General features: G+C 48.9%; 11 protein-coding genes and 2 pseudogenes. 8 read left to right on the top strand and 5 right to left on the bottom strand.

Annotated features, from left to right (window positions below; all coding sequences use genetic code 11):
* Positions 1-607 precede the first annotated feature (607 nt).
* Both EE896_RS19940 and EE896_RS19935 read left to right on the top strand, forming a co-directional pair.
* Positions 608-1,957 carry an MFS transporter gene (locus EE896_RS19940; protein WP_105099639.1) on the top strand — a complete coding sequence of 450 codons (1,350 nt, stop codon included), beginning with the start codon at positions 608-610 and terminating at the stop codon, positions 1,955-1,957.
* A gap of 1 nt (position 1,958) precedes the next feature.
* Positions 1,959-2,654, top strand: a complete 696-nt coding sequence (locus EE896_RS19935) for a cyclase family protein (protein WP_003851719.1) — start codon at positions 1,959-1,961, stop codon at positions 2,652-2,654.
* A gap of 330 nt (positions 2,655-2,984) precedes the next feature.
* Here EE896_RS19935 and hemH read toward each other — a convergent pair whose 3' ends face one another.
* Positions 2,985-3,956: a ferrochelatase gene (gene hemH, locus EE896_RS19930; RefSeq protein WP_008924801.1), complete on the bottom strand. Its 972-nt coding sequence runs from the start codon at positions 3,954-3,956 to the stop codon at positions 2,985-2,987.
* Between the two features lie 681 nt (positions 3,957-4,637).
* Between hemH and EE896_RS22855 the strand changes: the two are divergent.
* The 3 genes and pseudogenes from EE896_RS22855 to EE896_RS22725 all read left to right on the top strand — a co-directional run.
* Positions 4,638-5,168 (top strand): annotated as a pseudogene (locus EE896_RS22855) (DUF2778 domain-containing protein).
* Positions 5,169-6,223: 1,055 nt separating this feature from the next.
* Positions 6,224-7,468 (top strand): aromatic amino acid transporter, encoded by a 1,245-nt coding sequence (locus EE896_RS19920; protein WP_140915780.1) that lies wholly within the window; start codon positions 6,224-6,226, stop codon positions 7,466-7,468.
* Between the two features lie 376 nt (positions 7,469-7,844).
* Positions 7,845-8,074 (top strand): annotated as a pseudogene (locus EE896_RS22725) (transposase); the annotation flags it as partial.
* A gap of 210 nt (positions 8,075-8,284) precedes the next feature.
* On the opposite strand, the gene EE896_RS19915 reads toward EE896_RS22725, so the two are convergent.
* Entirely contained in the window at positions 8,285-9,682 is a 1,398-nt protein-coding gene (locus EE896_RS19915) for an amidohydrolase family protein (protein ID WP_140915779.1), read from the bottom strand.
* A 130-nt stretch (positions 9,683-9,812) separates the two neighbouring features.
* Here EE896_RS19915 and EE896_RS19910 point away from each other — a divergent pair, with 130 nt between their 5' ends.
* On the top strand, positions 9,813-10,730 hold the full coding sequence (locus EE896_RS19910) for a LysR family transcriptional regulator (protein ID WP_140915778.1): 918 nt from the start codon (positions 9,813-9,815) through the stop codon (positions 10,728-10,730).
* A 404-nt stretch (positions 10,731-11,134) separates the two neighbouring features.
* On the opposite strand, the gene EE896_RS19905 is transcribed toward EE896_RS19910, so the two are convergent.
* Positions 11,135-12,070, bottom strand: coding sequence for an aromatic alcohol reductase (locus tag EE896_RS19905; RefSeq protein WP_140915777.1), 936 nt, complete (start codon positions 12,068-12,070; stop codon positions 11,135-11,137).
* Positions 12,071-12,155: 85 nt separating this feature from the next.
* Between EE896_RS19905 and EE896_RS19900 the strand changes: the two genes are divergently transcribed.
* Positions 12,156-12,557, top strand: coding sequence for a winged helix-turn-helix transcriptional regulator (locus tag EE896_RS19900; RefSeq protein ID WP_008924809.1), 402 nt, complete (start codon positions 12,156-12,158; stop codon positions 12,555-12,557).
* A gap of 435 nt (positions 12,558-12,992) precedes the next feature.
* On the opposite strand, the gene EE896_RS19895 is transcribed toward EE896_RS19900, so the two are convergent.
* On the bottom strand, positions 12,993-13,445 hold the full coding sequence (locus tag EE896_RS19895) for a GNAT family N-acetyltransferase (RefSeq protein ID WP_110411859.1): 453 nt from the start codon (positions 13,443-13,445) through the stop codon (positions 12,993-12,995).
* A 362-nt stretch (positions 13,446-13,807) separates the two neighbouring features.
* Between EE896_RS19895 and EE896_RS19890 the strand changes: the two genes are divergently transcribed.
* On the top strand, positions 13,808-15,409 hold the full coding sequence (locus tag EE896_RS19890) for a methyl-accepting chemotaxis protein (protein WP_238343250.1): 1,602 nt from the start codon (positions 13,808-13,810) through the stop codon (positions 15,407-15,409).
* Positions 15,410-15,772: 363 nt separating this feature from the next.
* Here the strand turns inward: EE896_RS19890 and arsC are convergent, their stop codons facing one another.
* Complete coding sequence (arsC, locus tag EE896_RS19885; protein ID WP_140915776.1) at positions 15,773-16,174, bottom strand: arsenate reductase (glutaredoxin); 402 nt, start codon at positions 16,172-16,174, stop codon at positions 15,773-15,775.
* Positions 16,175-16,189: the final 15 nt, after the last annotated feature.

Raw genomic sequence — 16,189 nt, 5'->3', positions numbered from 1 at the left:
ACTCAGGAATGCATCACTTTTGCCAACGGTTCGTAACGATGAGCCCACTATCTATGCCATCTATGCTGATACGCAATGTGGGCTCTTCAGAAGAACGCTTACGTATTATCTGACCCCGCGCCTGTTAAGCTAAACCGGAAAACGATCCACCTGGCACAGGGAGTCAATTTGCGTTCTTCGTTTCATAGCGACATCCAAACTTCTTTAAGAATAGCGTTTGTGACCCATTAAGTTCCAGTCTCACAGCAGACAGAGTGCTAGCGCGCATGTCCGCTTTGTGCCAGAAGCGGACACTCGGATTTTACTGCTTTAAACTCAATTTAATACCTGAACAGCCTGCCTGGTTATAAATCACCCGACAAATCAGTCCAGTTATGTGATCTCTTTAATGGTTTTTTTATTTAATCATTGATTAACCGTGATCAAGGTCAAGTATCAACTGCAAGCTACTTGTATGGTAGTAGCCGCAATAGCTATGTTACCAAGGTGTTTAAATTTTGATCTATTGTTTCCTTAAACATAACAATAATAACTACAAATAGGGGCTGGGCTCGCCAGCGGCATCAGTAGGGCTGCTGACAATAAATATTTTTCTAAGGCACCAGATATGACAACTTCCACATCTGAACAGACGAAAAAGTCGCCAAAAGAGACCTGGACTGACGGTGAACACGCTCCGCGCACCGGGCTATATCGTTTTCTCCCTAAAGCGCATCCTCTCTCCTGGTGGATGCTGGTCATTACGACTCTTGCGATCCTGATGAACTCAATTGACAGGATTATTCTTCCTACTCTGCTTCCGGCAATAATGCAGTCATTTAACCTGACCGAAGTTCAGGCAGGTTGGCTCAACTCACTTAGCTTTGTTGGAACCTTAGCTGGCGCTGTGGTTTTCGGTTTGTTCTCAGACTGGTTAGGTGCCGGGCATAAGCGCTGTTACAGCTGGTGCGTAACGGTGCTTGTGGAAATTATCTCAGGTGTTGCGACTGCCTTTTGTAAGACGCTGGGAGCGTTCCAGGTTCTGCGTGTCACAATGGGCATGGGAACCGGGGGGTCGGAACCGATAAACGTTGCTCTGCTCGGGGAGTGGTGGCAGAAAGAGAACCGTGGATTTGCTATTGGAGTACATCATACCGGATTTCCGCTAGGACAATTTATTGGTCCTATCCTGATCGCAGCCATTCTGGCTTTTGCGACCTGGCGTGAAGCATTTCTGTTTATTCCACTGATTGGCTTAGTTATTTTGGTGGCACAGTTAATCGTTGGTACACGTAAAAATCATCAGAGGGTTAATGACTGGATTGTTGATAACAATCTGACCCCGCCCGTTACGGAATCATTGCAGAACACCATTGAAAAGAGTTCGGTATGGGCTAATGCCGCATCTTGCCTGAAAAACCGCAACTGCCAATTGAGTATTCTGCTGATTTTTGGTTTTACATGGGCAGAGATGGGGATAGCTAACTTTCTGACGCTGCAACTGACGCGTGAAGTTGGACTCGACCTCTCGACCGCAGCAATCATCTCTGGTGCATCCGGATTGACTGGCTGGATTGGGCAGATTTTGTGGGGCAGCTTCTCGGATTTGAAAGGGCGTAAACGCTCTCTGGGCATCATTATTACGGGCTGGATTCTGGCAGCGGCGCTTTGCATGTTCATCCATTCCGCAACACTTGGCTGGGCCATTCTTATCTTTTGGGGCCTGTTCCGCAACTCACCTTACCCTGTGGCTTATGCTTTACTTATCGACTCATCTCCTCGTGCTGCAGCGTCCAGCATGGGATTGATGATCGGCCTCGCAGTTGGCATCGCTGGTATTCTGGTCGCACCCATTAGTGGTTGGATTATTCACAACTACGGTTTCACCGTGCACTATTTGGTTATTGTCGCGGTATTACTTATCTCATGTGTTCCACTTTGGTTCATTAAAGAAACGGTAACGTTGAAAAAGGCCTGATATGACCAGCGATCTGATCACTTTATTACGTCACCATAAACTCATTGAGTTAAACCATCTCTATGAAGAGTTCATGCCAGTCTGGCCAACCCATGGAAAATTCTTCTGCAGCCGTGCCGAAGACTACATTGCTGGTGATGGCAATTATAACTGTCAACTTAGCCTCGGCGATCATTGCGGTACTCATGTGGATGCGCCTGTTCATTTCATTGAAGGTGGAAAAACTATAGAGCAGATTGACGTGCGCCAGCTCACCGGACGGGGTCGCTGCCTGGATATGTCGCATCTGGCAGAGAACAGTGACATCACTGTAGAAATGATCCAGTCCTGGGAAGCTGATAAAGGAAAAATCATTGCAGAAGATATTGTGATATTTCGAACGGGTTATGATGAGAAGTGGAGCTGTCGTCCAAACCAGGCGCCATTTTTGCAAAACTGGCCAGGCTTATCAGGCGAAGGAGCAGATTATCTGATTGAAAAAGGCGTTACTGTTTTCGGTACAGATGCCATGTCGCTGGACAGATATAATAATGAAGCATACCCGGCTCACCTTGCCGTTCTCGGCTCTGATTGCCTGATCATTGAGAATCTGGCTAATCTTCAAGCCTTGCCTTCCGAATTTATTTTCATGGCATTTCCGCTCAGGATTAAAGGTGCATCGGCTTCGCCAATCCGGGCAGTGGCGCTAGTAGAGTAAATGGCGCGGGTGTTTGCCTGAACAGGACGCAATTTTAACGAGACTCAGGATTAATTAACGGGGAGCAGGCGATGTTTAACCTGCTCCCCGCTGATTCATACAGAACGCTTTTAGCAATGTCCGCTCCTCGCTTATAGCTGACCTGCCCTCGAATAATCTTCGACTCATACCCACGTATAAGACAGTTGCTTGCAGCTGGCGTAGCGGGTTTTCCATGCGGCCCCTATAAGGCCGTCCCGGCACGTATCAAATACATGTCCGGGAGGGCCCACTTCTGGTTTCACTATGAATGTTGACACCTGCAACATCCTGCTCACAAGAATGTGAAAATCATGCCTGAAACCGATTAAGGTTCACAAGTTGTCGCAGCATCTCGATATGAATCGGTTTATCATTAAGCGCCGGTATGTAAGTAAACGATTTACCACCCGCATGCATAAAAATCTCCCTGTTCTGCTCATCAAGCTCCTCAAGCGTTTCTAAACAGTCTGATGCGAACCCCGGGCTGATTACATGCAGGCTTTTTATTCCTTCATTCGGCAGATTTTTAATTGTCTCATCAGTATAAGGCGTTAACCATGGCTCTCTGCCGAATCTTGACTGGAACGTCATCAATATTTTCAATGACGGCATATTGATTGCTTCAATGAGTAACTTTGTCGTTAACTCACATCTTTCCTGGTATTGATCCCCCTCTTTGACAAACCTTACCGGTATACCATGATATGAAATCAACAATGCATCTGGAATGCCGTTAGCTTCGAAAGATGCCAGAACGGATGCTTTTAACGCTTCAATGTAGGCAGGAAGATCGGCATAGTCATTGATGAAATTTATGGAGGGTGTATAGCGGTTCTTCATTGTCTGCAGGTGACGGCTCACGCTATCCCAAACAGAAGAAACGGTCGAAGATGAAAACTGGGGATACAAAGGAATGACGATAATTTTATCGACGCCTTTTTCCAGTAGCCTGTCAATTGCACTACCTATACCCGGCTCGCCATAACTCATCCCCAGCTCGACGGGCAAACCTGTCACTTCTTCAAGCGCACGGGCTTGCCTGACGCTGTAAACCATGAGAGGGGAACCTTCCTCCATCCAAATCGAAGAGTATAATTTCGCCACTCGCTTCGCACGTAATGGGATAATCACGCCATGTAGAATGGGGCACCAAATGATTCTCGGTAAGTCGACCACTCTGTAGTCATGCAGAAATTTAGATAAAAATTTCTTAACCGCAGCAGGCGTTGGTTCATTTGGTGTTCCAAGGTTAACAATCAAAACACCCTGTTTATTCGTCATTAAGTGGGGCCCTCAAAGCCATTGTCACTAATTCACTCATGCCAGTCACTCCGTAGCTGCTTGTCTTCAGGCCTCAATTTGACCTCATTTTGTAGAAATATTTGCAATGCAGCTTTACGGTTTCACGGCTTATGATTCTATGCAACTGATTGCAGCCATCGCTTTGACTGAACGATCATGATTTTAGGGCATATCATCAGTAAAAACATTACTTTCTCTATCGTCAGATTTAACCGGTGCGGGGCTACGCGACGTCATTATCGAAGTCGGCGTGTGGGGGTTAGTTGGCTGGAGGAGGTGAGAAAAACCGCATCTGGATGCTCGCGCAGATGCATGCCTCAGGCTTTATCTTTTTATGCGTAAAAGTGATGTAGGCGACTGACCTGCTCCCTGTTAATTCATACAGAACGCTTTTAGCAACGTCCGCGACTTGCTGAAAAGCGGACCTTGCCTAAGACGCACTTCTGCTTTGTGCCAGAAGCGGACATACGTATTTGTGCTGAAGGATCGCGCCGAATGCCTATGACGGGATGCGGCAAATAGTCTTATGATAAATAATGCTGTCTGGCTCGCAGAAGAACACTGGCTGTCAAGCGCCCGCCTGCCCGTTAACTTCTCTATGAATGAATGGTAGCATTGCCCGGTTCACTGGCATGCCTTATAACCTGCAGGGAGCGTTTAATGCAGTTAAAGAGAATGACCTACGACGATCTGACAAAGGGCGGCGGCGAAGCAAAGCTACACGTTTACGGCGTGGGTACCTTCCCGGTATTTTCCGGCCAAAAGCCTTATACCAATGATCCAAACTGTACTTACAAGCCTAACAGTGCCATTCCGGTCGGGCGCTACTGGATTGTTCCGCGTCCTGAAGGCAGTATCGCTAACCGGATCAGAGGATAGGCCGTCGACACCTGGAACAACTCAAATCATTCTGAATGGTTTGCGCTCTTTAATTCGGAAACGATGAGTGTTTCCATCTTCATCAATGGCGTTGCCCGCGGCGGTTTCCGCCTGCATCCTCTTCGGCCAGACGGCTCCGGAGAAAGTGAAGGGTGTATCACCTTCGTGCGGCGCACTGATTTCTATACGGTAAGACAGGCGCTGCTCCGGAGAAAAACAATTCGCGAGCCGGGTTCGCGAAACAGCTTGATGGCATGCGGCTACGTTGACGTTCAGGGAGAAAGTAATTTTGCAAACAGCAAAATTCGCTAGAAAAGCAGCGGGTTTTTCGTCTGCTTTATTGCGGCCTTTATGGTATCGCGTTACGGGATGCCACTCTATCCGCTGACGGCGTGGCTCGTTGAACATTCTCATCAAATTTTCGGCAGTTATCAGGATGACGTATACGAAGCCGGTAAGGATCCGGTTACGTTCTTTTCCCTTGTGACCGTTATCGCTTTTTACGCTTTAGCCATGTATTGGTTAGTAAAAATGGCAATTAAAAAAGTAAAACGTGGATAGGCTGGTTGCATTAAAAACCTGGGGTTTATATTGCCCTGCACTTCTGTCTGAAAAATCAACACCAACAAGGGTTCGCGAGCGTATCGTTATATTTGATATAGCAGAACGTCCCTATCGATACTATTTCACGTCCGCTTATCGCTCAAAGCGAACCCTGACCTTCGGAGCAGCACACTTTCTCTAAACAAGTATTAAACCTGTTAAACTCCCCCTGCCCGCCTCTGAACCCCACAGATTTTGCATAATCTATGCCTGAAATCAGCGCTCAGTCCCGCCGTGAAACCTGTTGCTTAGGTGCTCTTTGTCGCTGATTTCCCCGGGAGCGGGTAGTTATAAGCAGCGGCGGAAGTATCGCATCGGTAGCTGCCGGTATGTGCGCATTTTCGCAGGGAAGTTATTCAGCCGGGGTATTGTTCCTATATCCCTCACCAAAGATACCCCTGGATTTGTTGCCCCGACAGTCAGCAACTTGTCGCTACCCGACGCAGCAGTGATGGGTGAACCCGCTGTTATCCCTCGTCTGCCTGCATGATCAGGGCTACCGGCTGAGTCTATCCGACTCTGTGGTGTGAAGTGCCACGAATCGGTAATGCCGGTCTACCTGATATTTCCAATAAACTTATTCGTAACACCGACATTGCCAGCAGCACAGGTGTGCCCAGCATAAAATGCCGGTTACTGGCCGGGGACATTTGTCAGCAGGATTATCGTCAGATGGGTTGCCGAAAGAAGATCGTCAGTTAATTAGCCATGCCCTGGCTATAGAGGCTATCCTTCAGCGCTAAATTTTCACTTCAGGAACCCCTATGTCAGATATTGCAATTTCAAGGCGTTCTCCTTCGGTATTTTGGGGAGCGGCCATCATTTGCGGCACCGTGGTGGGTGCAGGCATGTTCGTCCTGCCGGTCGTGATGGCCGGGGCATGGTTTGGATGGGCGTTACTGATACTGACGTTTAGCTGGGTCTGTATGTTAATCAGTGGTCTGATGTTTCACCGTGTGAGCCAGCATTACCCTCTGGAAACCGGCTATGACAAAATCGTCCGTGATGTATTAGGCCGTAACTGGGCTGAAGTAAATGGCCTGAGCCTGGTTTTCGTGCTGGGCATTCTGACATACGCCTATATTTCAGCGGTCGGGCCTGTTTATGATCACTCACTGAGCAGACTGACCGGCAAAACGGTTTCATCATCCGAAGCCAAAGTTATGTTAAGCCTGACCGTGGCTGCCATCGTCTGGTTAGGCACCAGCAGCATTGGCAGGATAATGTCTGTTTTGCTCATCACTAAAATTGTTCTGTTACTTATCCTGTTTGGTGGTTTATTTACTACCGTGAATGTCGACTACCTGCTGGACAGTCAGAATCCGGCAGCATCCTACTGGCCCTATATGTTAGGCATCGTGCCATTCTGCCTTGCTTCATTCGGTTATCATGGAAACATTTCTGGTCTGATTAGCTATTACAATGGCGATCATCGACGCGTGAAAAGATGTCTGTGCACAGGCTCCGCCGTGGCGCTGGTTATCTATCTTTTCTGGATAATCTGCACGATGGGTAACCTTCCGCGCTCAGCCTTTCCGGAAATTGCCAGCCAGGGCGGCGACATTGCCGCGCTGATGCACGCGTTTAGTCTGCGCGGTTATACCGCCGGGATGTCGCTGTTGTTCTCAATATTTTCGCATTTTGCCGTTATCTGTTCGTTCGTGGGGGTGACAGCGGGCCTTGTGGATTACATCAGTGACCGCCTGACTCTTCCCAGGACCAGAACGGGACGCCTCAAAGCCACAGCGATCACGTTCCTGCCGCCATTGAGTTTATCTCTGCTTTTTCCGGATGGGTTTGTTAGGGCGATTAGTTATGCCGGGCTAATCGCGACAGTATGGGCAGTGATTGTTCCGGGATTACTTCATCTGAAAATGCGATCCCGTCATGACTCAGGCTATCAGCGCAGCCAGTGGGACGGGCTTCAGTTGTGCATGATTATGGTATTCGCCGCCCTGAACATCCTTTCATGGGCGCTGAGCGAGTTTGATCTGTTGCCGGTATTTTAACGTCATCAGAAAGGTTTGATGACATAATAATTTCCTGCAAAACAGCCTGTAATTTAATGATTAAGCCGGTCAGGAAGTGCGTCAATTGCATACTTTCTGGCCGATTGGTTAACAACACACCGTACGGCCATGAACATCGCAGGCAAAATCCCGTGCTTAACTATCTACCCCGCCACCAGCTTTGTATTAGCTGATAAAGGTCAAATTAGCAGTTCTGATTTACATCTCTTATCCTTAAACCAGAAAAGCTTTTGTAATATAACCTCCTCCATAAACAGGCTGACCTGCCCTCCGCTGATTAACACAGGCGATGTAAGTGATGTCCTCATAAGCCACCTGCGTACACCCCTACCAGGAAGCTTTTTCCGACGAACAGATCATCAGTATCCTCCGCTCAGATGAGGCTGTTTTTTCTTCCGGTGAATTCTGCCGTAAAAAGCTATTTCCGACGTCATCTTTTTCACCTGGCGCAAGAAGTTTAGCGGCTTGAAGGTTCCTGAAGTGAAGCAGCTCAAGTCGCTTGAAGAGGAGAATACACGCATCAGGAAGCTGCTCGCTGAAGCCATGCTGGCCAGGGAGGCACTTCAGATGACTCTGATCCGTAAGTTCTGGCAATTAATCAAAAATATGAAGTCTTGTAAGTCAAGTGTGAGGCTCCAGGTCTTTAGCACTGTCGTACCTGCGGGCTGACAAGTTTGTCCCCAATATTCGGTTCAACGCCCAGCACTTCGCTGGCCTGGTGATAGTTCTGGTTGATTCGAAACTCCACGGGACACAATGCTGCTAGCCGGCGATTAATCATGCTGTTCGTCTCTGTCAGTCAGACTGAATAAGTGGCAGGAATTTTTCCGCAAAGATGTCTGGTTCATACCCTGCTGCCGCAAAAAGGTGCTCACGTGATTCGTCAATCGCTGCGCGAAGGCGCTCGCTGTCCACACCCAGCACTTTGCCGTTCTGCTTGACGATGCGACCGCCGATCATCACGGTATCGATGTTGCTGCGTTCAGCAGCATGCACCACCGTGCCAAACGCATTCCCGTTTGGATAGAGGTTGAGGTCAGTCGCGTTAATCAGGATCAGGTCAGCCTGTTTGCCTGGCGTCAGGCTCCCGATTTTGTCCTGCAGTCCGGCACAAAACGCGCCATCAACGGTTGCCGATTTCAGCAACTTAGCAGCCGGAAGCGTTGTCAGCGAATGCTCTGAATCACAGCAGTGCTGCTTATGCATACCCATCACACGCTGCAGATAGAACGCCACGCGCATTTCTGTAAACATATCGGTGCTGTAAGACGTTTCATTGTCCACGCTAAGTCCAGGATTGATGCCATGACGCTGCGCGGCTTCAATGGCGAACATCCCGCTTTCGATCCCATAGTGCGAATCTGAGCGCGGGCAGACATTGACCCGGACACCGGCGTCGCGCAGGATTTCCCATCCCTCATCAGGCAGGGCTGTGCAGTGGTTAAAGATATTGTCCGGGCCAAGAAGACCCTGCTGATGCAGTGATTCGAGCTCGGAGGCCATTTCAGCACCAAAGAACTCGGTGACAATCGGCAGCCCCAGTCTGCGGGCCTCAGCCCACAATTCCGGCTCCAGCTGAGCCATGACGCCCAGCGTCACAAGACTCTCTGGATTATCCCTGAAATATTTTTCCTGCAGACGCTGCCAGTTGCAAGGCCAGTGCGCCTTGTTCCATTCACCCGCAACCGGTGCGCCGGAAGCATGGATAGCGCGAATACCGCTATCAAGCAGGGCCTCGACTGCGGCATCGGCGTGTTCTGCGGTGCGGCTGTTATGCGAATTATCAATCATCGTGGTAATGCCCGCGTCAATCGCACCCAGCGCCGTCAGCAGGTTACCGACATAGATATCTTCAGGGCGGTAATATTTAGCGAACGAGAAGTGCGTGGCGTTGCTGTAGTCGTCCAGACAGGTGGCGTTAGGGTTAATTCGGCGCAGCTGACCTTCCCAGGCGTGACGATGAGAATCAACCATCCCCGGCATGACAATCATATTTTTGGCATCAATGACGTGAGCACCCGGCGCGTCAAGGTCCTGACCCACAGCGTTAATCGTTGAACCGTTGATGAGAATATCACCGCGTTCAATGTTACCGACACTCTCGTCCATGCTCAGTATCGTGGCACCACGTATCAACATAGCCTGTGAAGTGAGATTCTGATTGTTAACAATATTTCTGATATAGCCGGTCATTAACTTGCCTCTTTCCTGATCAATGTGGAAACGATACGCCACGCCATTACCCTGAAAAAGGTGCTTAAACCGTTTTCATAATTCATAATTTGCGAATAATCAGACTCAATTTTTACCCATGGGAAGGATGATGGATCGGATTCAGGCTATGCAGATTTTCATACGGGTTGCTGAGGCCGGGAGCTTTGTACGCGCGGCAGAAACGCTGTCACTGCCTTCTTCCACTGTTACCAGTACTATTAAAAACCTGGAGAAATACCTGCAGGTACGTCTGCTGAACCGCACAACAAGACGGGTCAGCCTTACGCCTGAAGGCCTGCAGTATCTGGCGCAATGCCGGGAAATTCTGGCTTTAATTGAACATACTGAAGCCAGTCTGGCTGATTCGAACAGGCGCCCCCGTGGGCGCCTGCGGGTTGATATGCCCGGTGGGATCGCGCATTTCATCGTCCTGCCCAACCTGAAAGACTTTTACCGACTTTATCCGGATATTTACCTGATGATTGGTGTGAGCGACCGGCAGGTCGATCTTGTGCACGAAGGTGTGGATTGCGTCATACGAACCGGTGAATTAACTGACTCCACACTGGTTGCACGTCCGCTTGGCCGTTTTCGCTGGTTGACCTGCGCCTCGCCGGACTATCTCAGGGAATACGGTATTCCTGAGACGCCGGAGGCATTATCGCAGCATAGGGCGATTCATTACTTTTCCAGTTCGGGAAGACGCACTAATGAGCTACGTTTTATACGAGGCGCTGAGGCCTTCTCTGTTCCGGTTGAGGGGGATACAGCCGTCAACGAAACGGGACTTTACATCAGACTGTGTCTTGAGGGTTTTGGTCTGGCGCAGCTTGCTGAGAATGTGATTTCAAAGAATCTGCAGCAAGGCAAACTGGTCGAGGTTCTTGCGGACTGGCAGCCACCCTCCGTGCCGGTGACGATGCTCTATCCGCATCAGCGTTTTCTCTCTCCCGCCGTGCGTGCTTTTGCTGACTGGGTCGCCGGGCTTTTCAACGAAGGCGCAGGTGAAAAGCAGTTTTCCCCATAGAAAACGGCTCAGGCAGCGCGTTTATTACAATGTTCAGAAAAACATAGGGTAAATAACCGACGCAATATTTTTCGACTACAGACTAATGCAAAAAGATACAAACCAAATTTTTAAAAAATAACGTTAGCGTCAGCTCCTCGCCTAAAGCGGACGTTGGCCATGCATCAGTCCGCTTTGTGCCAGAAGCGGACATTAAAACCTTGATCCAATACAAAGGCCCTCCCTAACTAAGTTAGGGCCATCACTTTACGTTCTGGCCTTTTTAGCATACGTGGGCCAATCGTCTTGTCAGCAAAACTGCCAGGAAATTTTTTTCGGTGAAATATAGAGCAATATATTAACGACATCGGTATCAGACTTTGGCATGCACCGCGTAATGTTGTGCTTTTGTCAGTACCGGACTGCTACATTCCATGCTGTTTTGCAAGCCACTGACGGGCCGTTGTAGTTGCAATCCCCTGACGTTGATTGTAAGTATCGCTCTTATTCCAGGCTACTCCGTCAGGCCGTGCGAAAGCAAGTCGGTAATTTGCCCCGACATCCTGCGGATTATGTTGCACATCATCCTGGAGCTTTTGCCTGTCCAGTAATTTTCTGTTTACTTCAGCACCCCAGTGGTCACGCATTAAATCAGCAAGTTCACTATAAGTTAGCGTATCACCTGCAATATAGATAATCTCGTTTTGGAAAGTGGGCTGATGGAAGAAAATGTCCGCTGTCAGTTGGCCGATATCTTCAGGTGTGGTCAGCGTTACGGCGTGCTGCCAGTCTCCCAGAGCACAGACAGTTTTACTTTTTGCGTCAATCACACCAAAATCATGCTCAAACAGATAGCTGGTAAAAATACCTGTAGATACAATGACCCATCCTGTCGCATTCTGCTGGCGTAGAAGGTGGCGAACTTCAAGCTGTTCATCCCAGACTTGTTGCCCGCTGCCTTTACCCACAACGTCATAATCAACGCCAAACTGCCATGGAAAGTAGCGGGCTACAGCCGCTTTCAATACCGCCTGCGTAATTTTTATCTGCGTTCCCGGGCCGCCAACAAAACCACTGCAGTTGATGACGGCGTCGAAAGAAGCAAATAGCTCACTCAGTTCATCAATACTGTTTTCCTGCAGATCGCCCTCCACCAAAGCGATCCCAAGCTTCATCAGTTCATCCAGCCGTGCCCTGCGTGAACCAGAAACAGCATGAGCGGCTTCGCGTCTGAGTAACACGCTAATTTTTACATGAGTATGCGCCTGCGCTTTATTGCTCATCGCTCTCAGTACCTGAATACCAAGCTCTCCAGCACCCAGTATAAGAACAGTGTTTATAGGTTTTATGTCGAAATTCATTCTTGCTTCCTGTTGTATTAAAACGTCATCCTGACAGCTGACATAGCCTGGTTCAATTAGGCACACACATGATACCGGAGGTGATATGGAGTCTGAACGGGAAGCACTGTTGCAATTTTCAAAGGAGTTTTGTGAAGAATTAAGCAACGATGATGAGGGACTGAAACGTGAGATCCTGGCGCATGCAGGTAATCGCTGGTCGCTGGGCGTGCTGCATATTCTTGGTACCAGCGGACCTCTTCGCTATGGTGAGTTACGCCGCTACCTTACGGATGTCACTCAAAGAATGCTGACGCGAACATTACGCCATCTGGAGCGGGACGGGCTTATATCCCGCTGTGATTACGAGGAAAAATTGCCCCGGGTGGTTTATGCGATTACCCATATGGGAAAAGAAATGCTTATGCGGATGTTACCTTTATGGTCCTGGATTATCACCTCCTCCAGCTATTTTCGGGTAGCAAGAGAACAGTACGACGGTGATTGAATGTTCAGGTGACAAACTGGTTGGCAGAGAACAGAGGACCTTATGAATGTTGAAACTCTAATCAAAGCAGACGGTTTAACATACTCTCTTTCAGAAAAAATGCCGATTGGCTAATCGCTATGAATATTGTCTTCATTAACATGATGCAGGATACCTCACTGCACAATAAATCAGCATAATGGTATTGCAGCCTACATTCTTAGCCTACAGGTCCGCTCTTCGCTCAAAGCTGCCAGTCAGTTCATTTGATATCCTGAAGATTTTCCAGTCGCCGTTCTGCAAACCTGCTCAGAAACGCAGTGTGTCCAGGCGGCATGGATTTAATGTAATGTCTCTGATTTACGGTTTGATTACGCCAGGACTATACCCTGGCCGGCATTCCTGTAAAAAAGGTTCACTGGACAGAATATGTGGTCAATCCACAAGATGACTGTATTAACGCGCTGGGTCTCTGAGGCAGAGATGGTGGGTGACTTTTTCTATGCCAGTTAAAGCAACAAAGCCAGCTCGTTCATAAAAAATGAATGCCAATGGAGGAGCGTTTGTGTTGATAAAATCAAACCAGCGGTCAGAATCCTTAATTATCTCACTGAGCAGGGCACTGCCGATCTGCCTTTTTCTCCATCCTGAGTCTACATAGAGATGTCGCAGACGTCCGATGCCAGTTTCTGAGGTAAATGGATCGATGTTAAGTCCACAAACGCCAACCATTAATCCATCTATAGATGCCCCAATTAGTTTTTCTCCTGGTCTATCAAAGCGATTCTGTCCGCTAAGCCAGTTATCTTGCAGTCGGCGTAACATGTTAAATCCTTCAGCCATGCTCTGCGATCTTAACTCAGCAAATCCTGGGCTGTCCGGGGTAACGCTTGTGAGTTGGATGTCCATAATTCTTCCTGTGATTTCAATTTGCATGGTCTGGACAGAATTATAATTGTGTCCAGTATGACAATTGCACCCTCTCATGGCTAATGCCATCAATGTTCGCTTTGTGCCAGAAGCAGACGTTACTCCCAACCTGTATTTCTGATCCTTACGACGACTATGCCAGTCAAGACACTGCACTGAACTTCAGTTACCTGAAACATCAGTTTTTTTCTAATTAAGTTCATCTTTATGCCGATAGATATGCTGAATATTTTCAAATAGACAGCCCATATCATTAACCACTTAAAAAAGCAGGAATAAAGATGACAATTACACAGCGATTATTGCTCACCTTTTAACTTCTCTCTACCGCGCTGGTCGCGATGGTTATTGTGGCCGTCTTCGTTGCTAGCGGATTTCAGTCCCGCTTTCAGTATGTGCAGGAAAACACGGTTCCATCGCTTCTGGATCTGGGCAAACTGGTTGACGACAGTAATACGCTAATTATCTGGCTGTACCGCCACCAGAGTGCAACAGAACCCCGGCGCCAGGCTGAAGTTGAAAAAAAAATTGATGAAACTATCAGCAATATCAAATCCATGAATCAGTTTTACCTCAGCAACGACATTTCCAATGAGGAAGACCGGCAGTTAACTGAGGATGCATTCTCTACCATAAAAAAAATTGACGCCTCACTTCCGGAGTTTCTTGCTGGCTCACGCGCACAGAATGACGCTGTTGCGCTAGGCGCGCTTCAAAGTAATGACGGCCTTGGCGAATGGGCACGCCAGTTGATTGCAGGTTACAAGAAACAGCTTCAGCTTAATGTGGACATCAGTAAAGCCCTGAGAAAAGAGAACGACCGGAGTTATCAGGTGACACTCTGGAGCCTGATGGGTGGCTCCGCGCTGGCTATCACTATTCTTGCATTCTTTGCGTTGAAAACTATTTTCGCCATCCGTAGTCAGCTGAATGGTATGCGGAAGACCATGGAAACAGCCAGCGAGAAGCTTGACCTTACCCTCAGGGTGGACGAGTCACGCCGGGATGAAATCGGCATGACCGCGAAGGCCTTCAATCAGCTCATCGGCAATGTCTCAGCCTCGCTTTCAAAAGTAGAAGCTTCTGCTCAGTCGGTCAGCTCAGCCTCGGCGCAGATATCTGCCGGTAACGAAGATCTCTCATCCCGTACTGAGGAGCAGGCTGCCTCACTGGAGCAAACGGCTGCCAGTATGTCTGAGTTGAGTGAGACCGTCCGTCAGACCGCAGAAAACACGCGTCTTGCCAGCCAGCTGGCAAAAAATGCGCATGAAATCTCAGAAGACAGTGCAGGTCGTGTGCACACTCTGCTGTCAACAATGAGCGATATCCGGGGAAGCTCATCGAAAATCACCGATATCATTTCACTGATCGAGGGGATCGCTTTTCAGACCAATATTCTGGCCCTCAACGCCGCTGTAGAAGCTGCCCGTGCTGGTGAGCAGGGCCGTGGCTTTGCCGTCGTGGCCGGTGAAGTCCGCAATCTTGCGCAGCGTTCATCGTCTTCAGCGCGTGAAATCAAGGCGCTTATCGAATCGTCTATGGGCTTTGTTCAGGCTGGCTCAGCACAGGCAGAAGGTGTGGGCGAAAATATTGCCAGAATGAACGATGCCGTTCGTCAGGTTACTCATCTGGTCGATGAAATATCCGTGGCGGCCAGTGAGCAGTCTCAGGGAATCGGACAGGTTCATCAAGCCGTGGATCAGATGGACGATGTAACACAGCAAAACGCCGCGCTGGTTGAAGAGGCTTCTGCAGCCTCACGTTCGCTGATGGAGCAGGCGGCGTCACTTAACCAGCTGGTCAATACTTTCACGCTCGCTTCATCGTCTGTCCCTGCGTCGCCATCACACAGCAATGTAAACCGCCCGGTACCGGCCGCACCCGTTTTGCGCACAGGTCCTGCCGTCGCGGCAGCAGGTGATCAGAACTGGCAAAGCTTTTGATGATTCAGCGCTTTAATCTGTTTTAATATTAATTCGTCTTGCAGAATTTGCGTTTTCTTCCAGGCTGAAATGTGCCACTTCACTGCTGGAGCTGGCGCCTGGAATAAAACTTGAACGACTTAACTGTTCAACCCGCTGAAGATGGCGGGTTTTTTATCATTAACTGAGAACCTTTCACAATTAAATTGAGAGTAACCAGCCGTTTTACGGTCAGGTTACCTTCGCGCTTTTATCCGCTGCGGATAACATCGCTCTCTGCGGCCCTGCCGTATCCGCTCTGATACATGCCCACAAGGTATTCTCAGGTCTGCCTGAAGCGTAACCGAATCTGCCCACGTTGACGTTATCAGACGCGCTGATGTTTCACTGATTACTCCCACCCTCTTCTTTGGTAAACGGTCCCTGCTGCGGGTCCGGCAGAATCTCCAGAACCCCCTCCGACGGACGACAAAGCTTTGTGCCGAGCGGCGTCACCACCACCGGACGATTAATGAGGATAGGATGAGCCAGCATGGCATCAAGCAGTTCATCATCGCTGAACTTGTCCTCTGCCAGCCCCAGTTGCTCATACGGTTCCGTGTTTTTGCGCAGTAATTCGCGCACGCTTATTCCCATCTCTGCAATCAGTTTTTGCAGCTCGTCGCGGGTCGGCGGCGTCTCCAGATACAGAATCACTAAAGGCTCTACACCACTGTTGCGGATAAACGCCAGGGTGTTACGAGACGTCCCACAGGCCGGGTTGTGATAAATAGTTATGTCAGTCATTAGCGATGTTCCTTT

This window comes from Pantoea eucalypti (assembly GCF_009646115.1).
GTDB classification, from domain to species: domain Bacteria; phylum Pseudomonadota; class Gammaproteobacteria; order Enterobacterales; family Enterobacteriaceae; genus Pantoea; species Pantoea eucalypti.
This window is presented reverse-complemented; position numbering and strand designations above follow the sequence as displayed.

What these genes read in the sequence shown, in the direction of transcription:
- EE896_RS19940 (WP_105099639.1), top strand. Translation starts at nt 608, where the DNA reads ATGACAACTTCCACATCTGAACAGACGAAAAAGTCGCCAAAAGAGACC.
- EE896_RS19935 (WP_003851719.1), top strand. Translation starts at nt 1,959, where the DNA reads ATGACCAGCGATCTGATCACTTTATTACGTCACCATAAACTCATTGAG.
- hemH (WP_008924801.1), bottom strand. Translation starts at nt 3,956, where the DNA reads ATGACGAATAAACAGGGTGTTTTGATTGTTAACCTTGGAACACCAAAT.
- EE896_RS19920 (WP_140915780.1), top strand. Translation starts at nt 6,224, where the DNA reads ATGTCAGATATTGCAATTTCAAGGCGTTCTCCTTCGGTATTTTGGGGA.
- EE896_RS19915 (WP_140915779.1), bottom strand. Translation starts at nt 9,682, where the DNA reads ATGACCGGCTATATCAGAAATATTGTTAACAATCAGAATCTCACTTCA.
- EE896_RS19910 (WP_140915778.1), top strand. Translation starts at nt 9,813, where the DNA reads ATGGATCGGATTCAGGCTATGCAGATTTTCATACGGGTTGCTGAGGCC.
- EE896_RS19905 (WP_140915777.1), bottom strand. Translation starts at nt 12,070, where the DNA reads ATGAATTTCGACATAAAACCTATAAACACTGTTCTTATACTGGGTGCT.
- EE896_RS19900 (WP_008924809.1), top strand. Translation starts at nt 12,156, where the DNA reads ATGGAGTCTGAACGGGAAGCACTGTTGCAATTTTCAAAGGAGTTTTGT.
- EE896_RS19895 (WP_110411859.1), bottom strand. Translation starts at nt 13,445, where the DNA reads ATGGACATCCAACTCACAAGCGTTACCCCGGACAGCCCAGGATTTGCT.
- EE896_RS19890 (WP_238343250.1), top strand. Translation starts at nt 13,808, where the DNA reads ATGGTTATTGTGGCCGTCTTCGTTGCTAGCGGATTTCAGTCCCGCTTT.
- arsC (WP_140915776.1), bottom strand. Translation starts at nt 16,174, where the DNA reads ATGACTGACATAACTATTTATCACAACCCGGCCTGTGGGACGTCTCGT.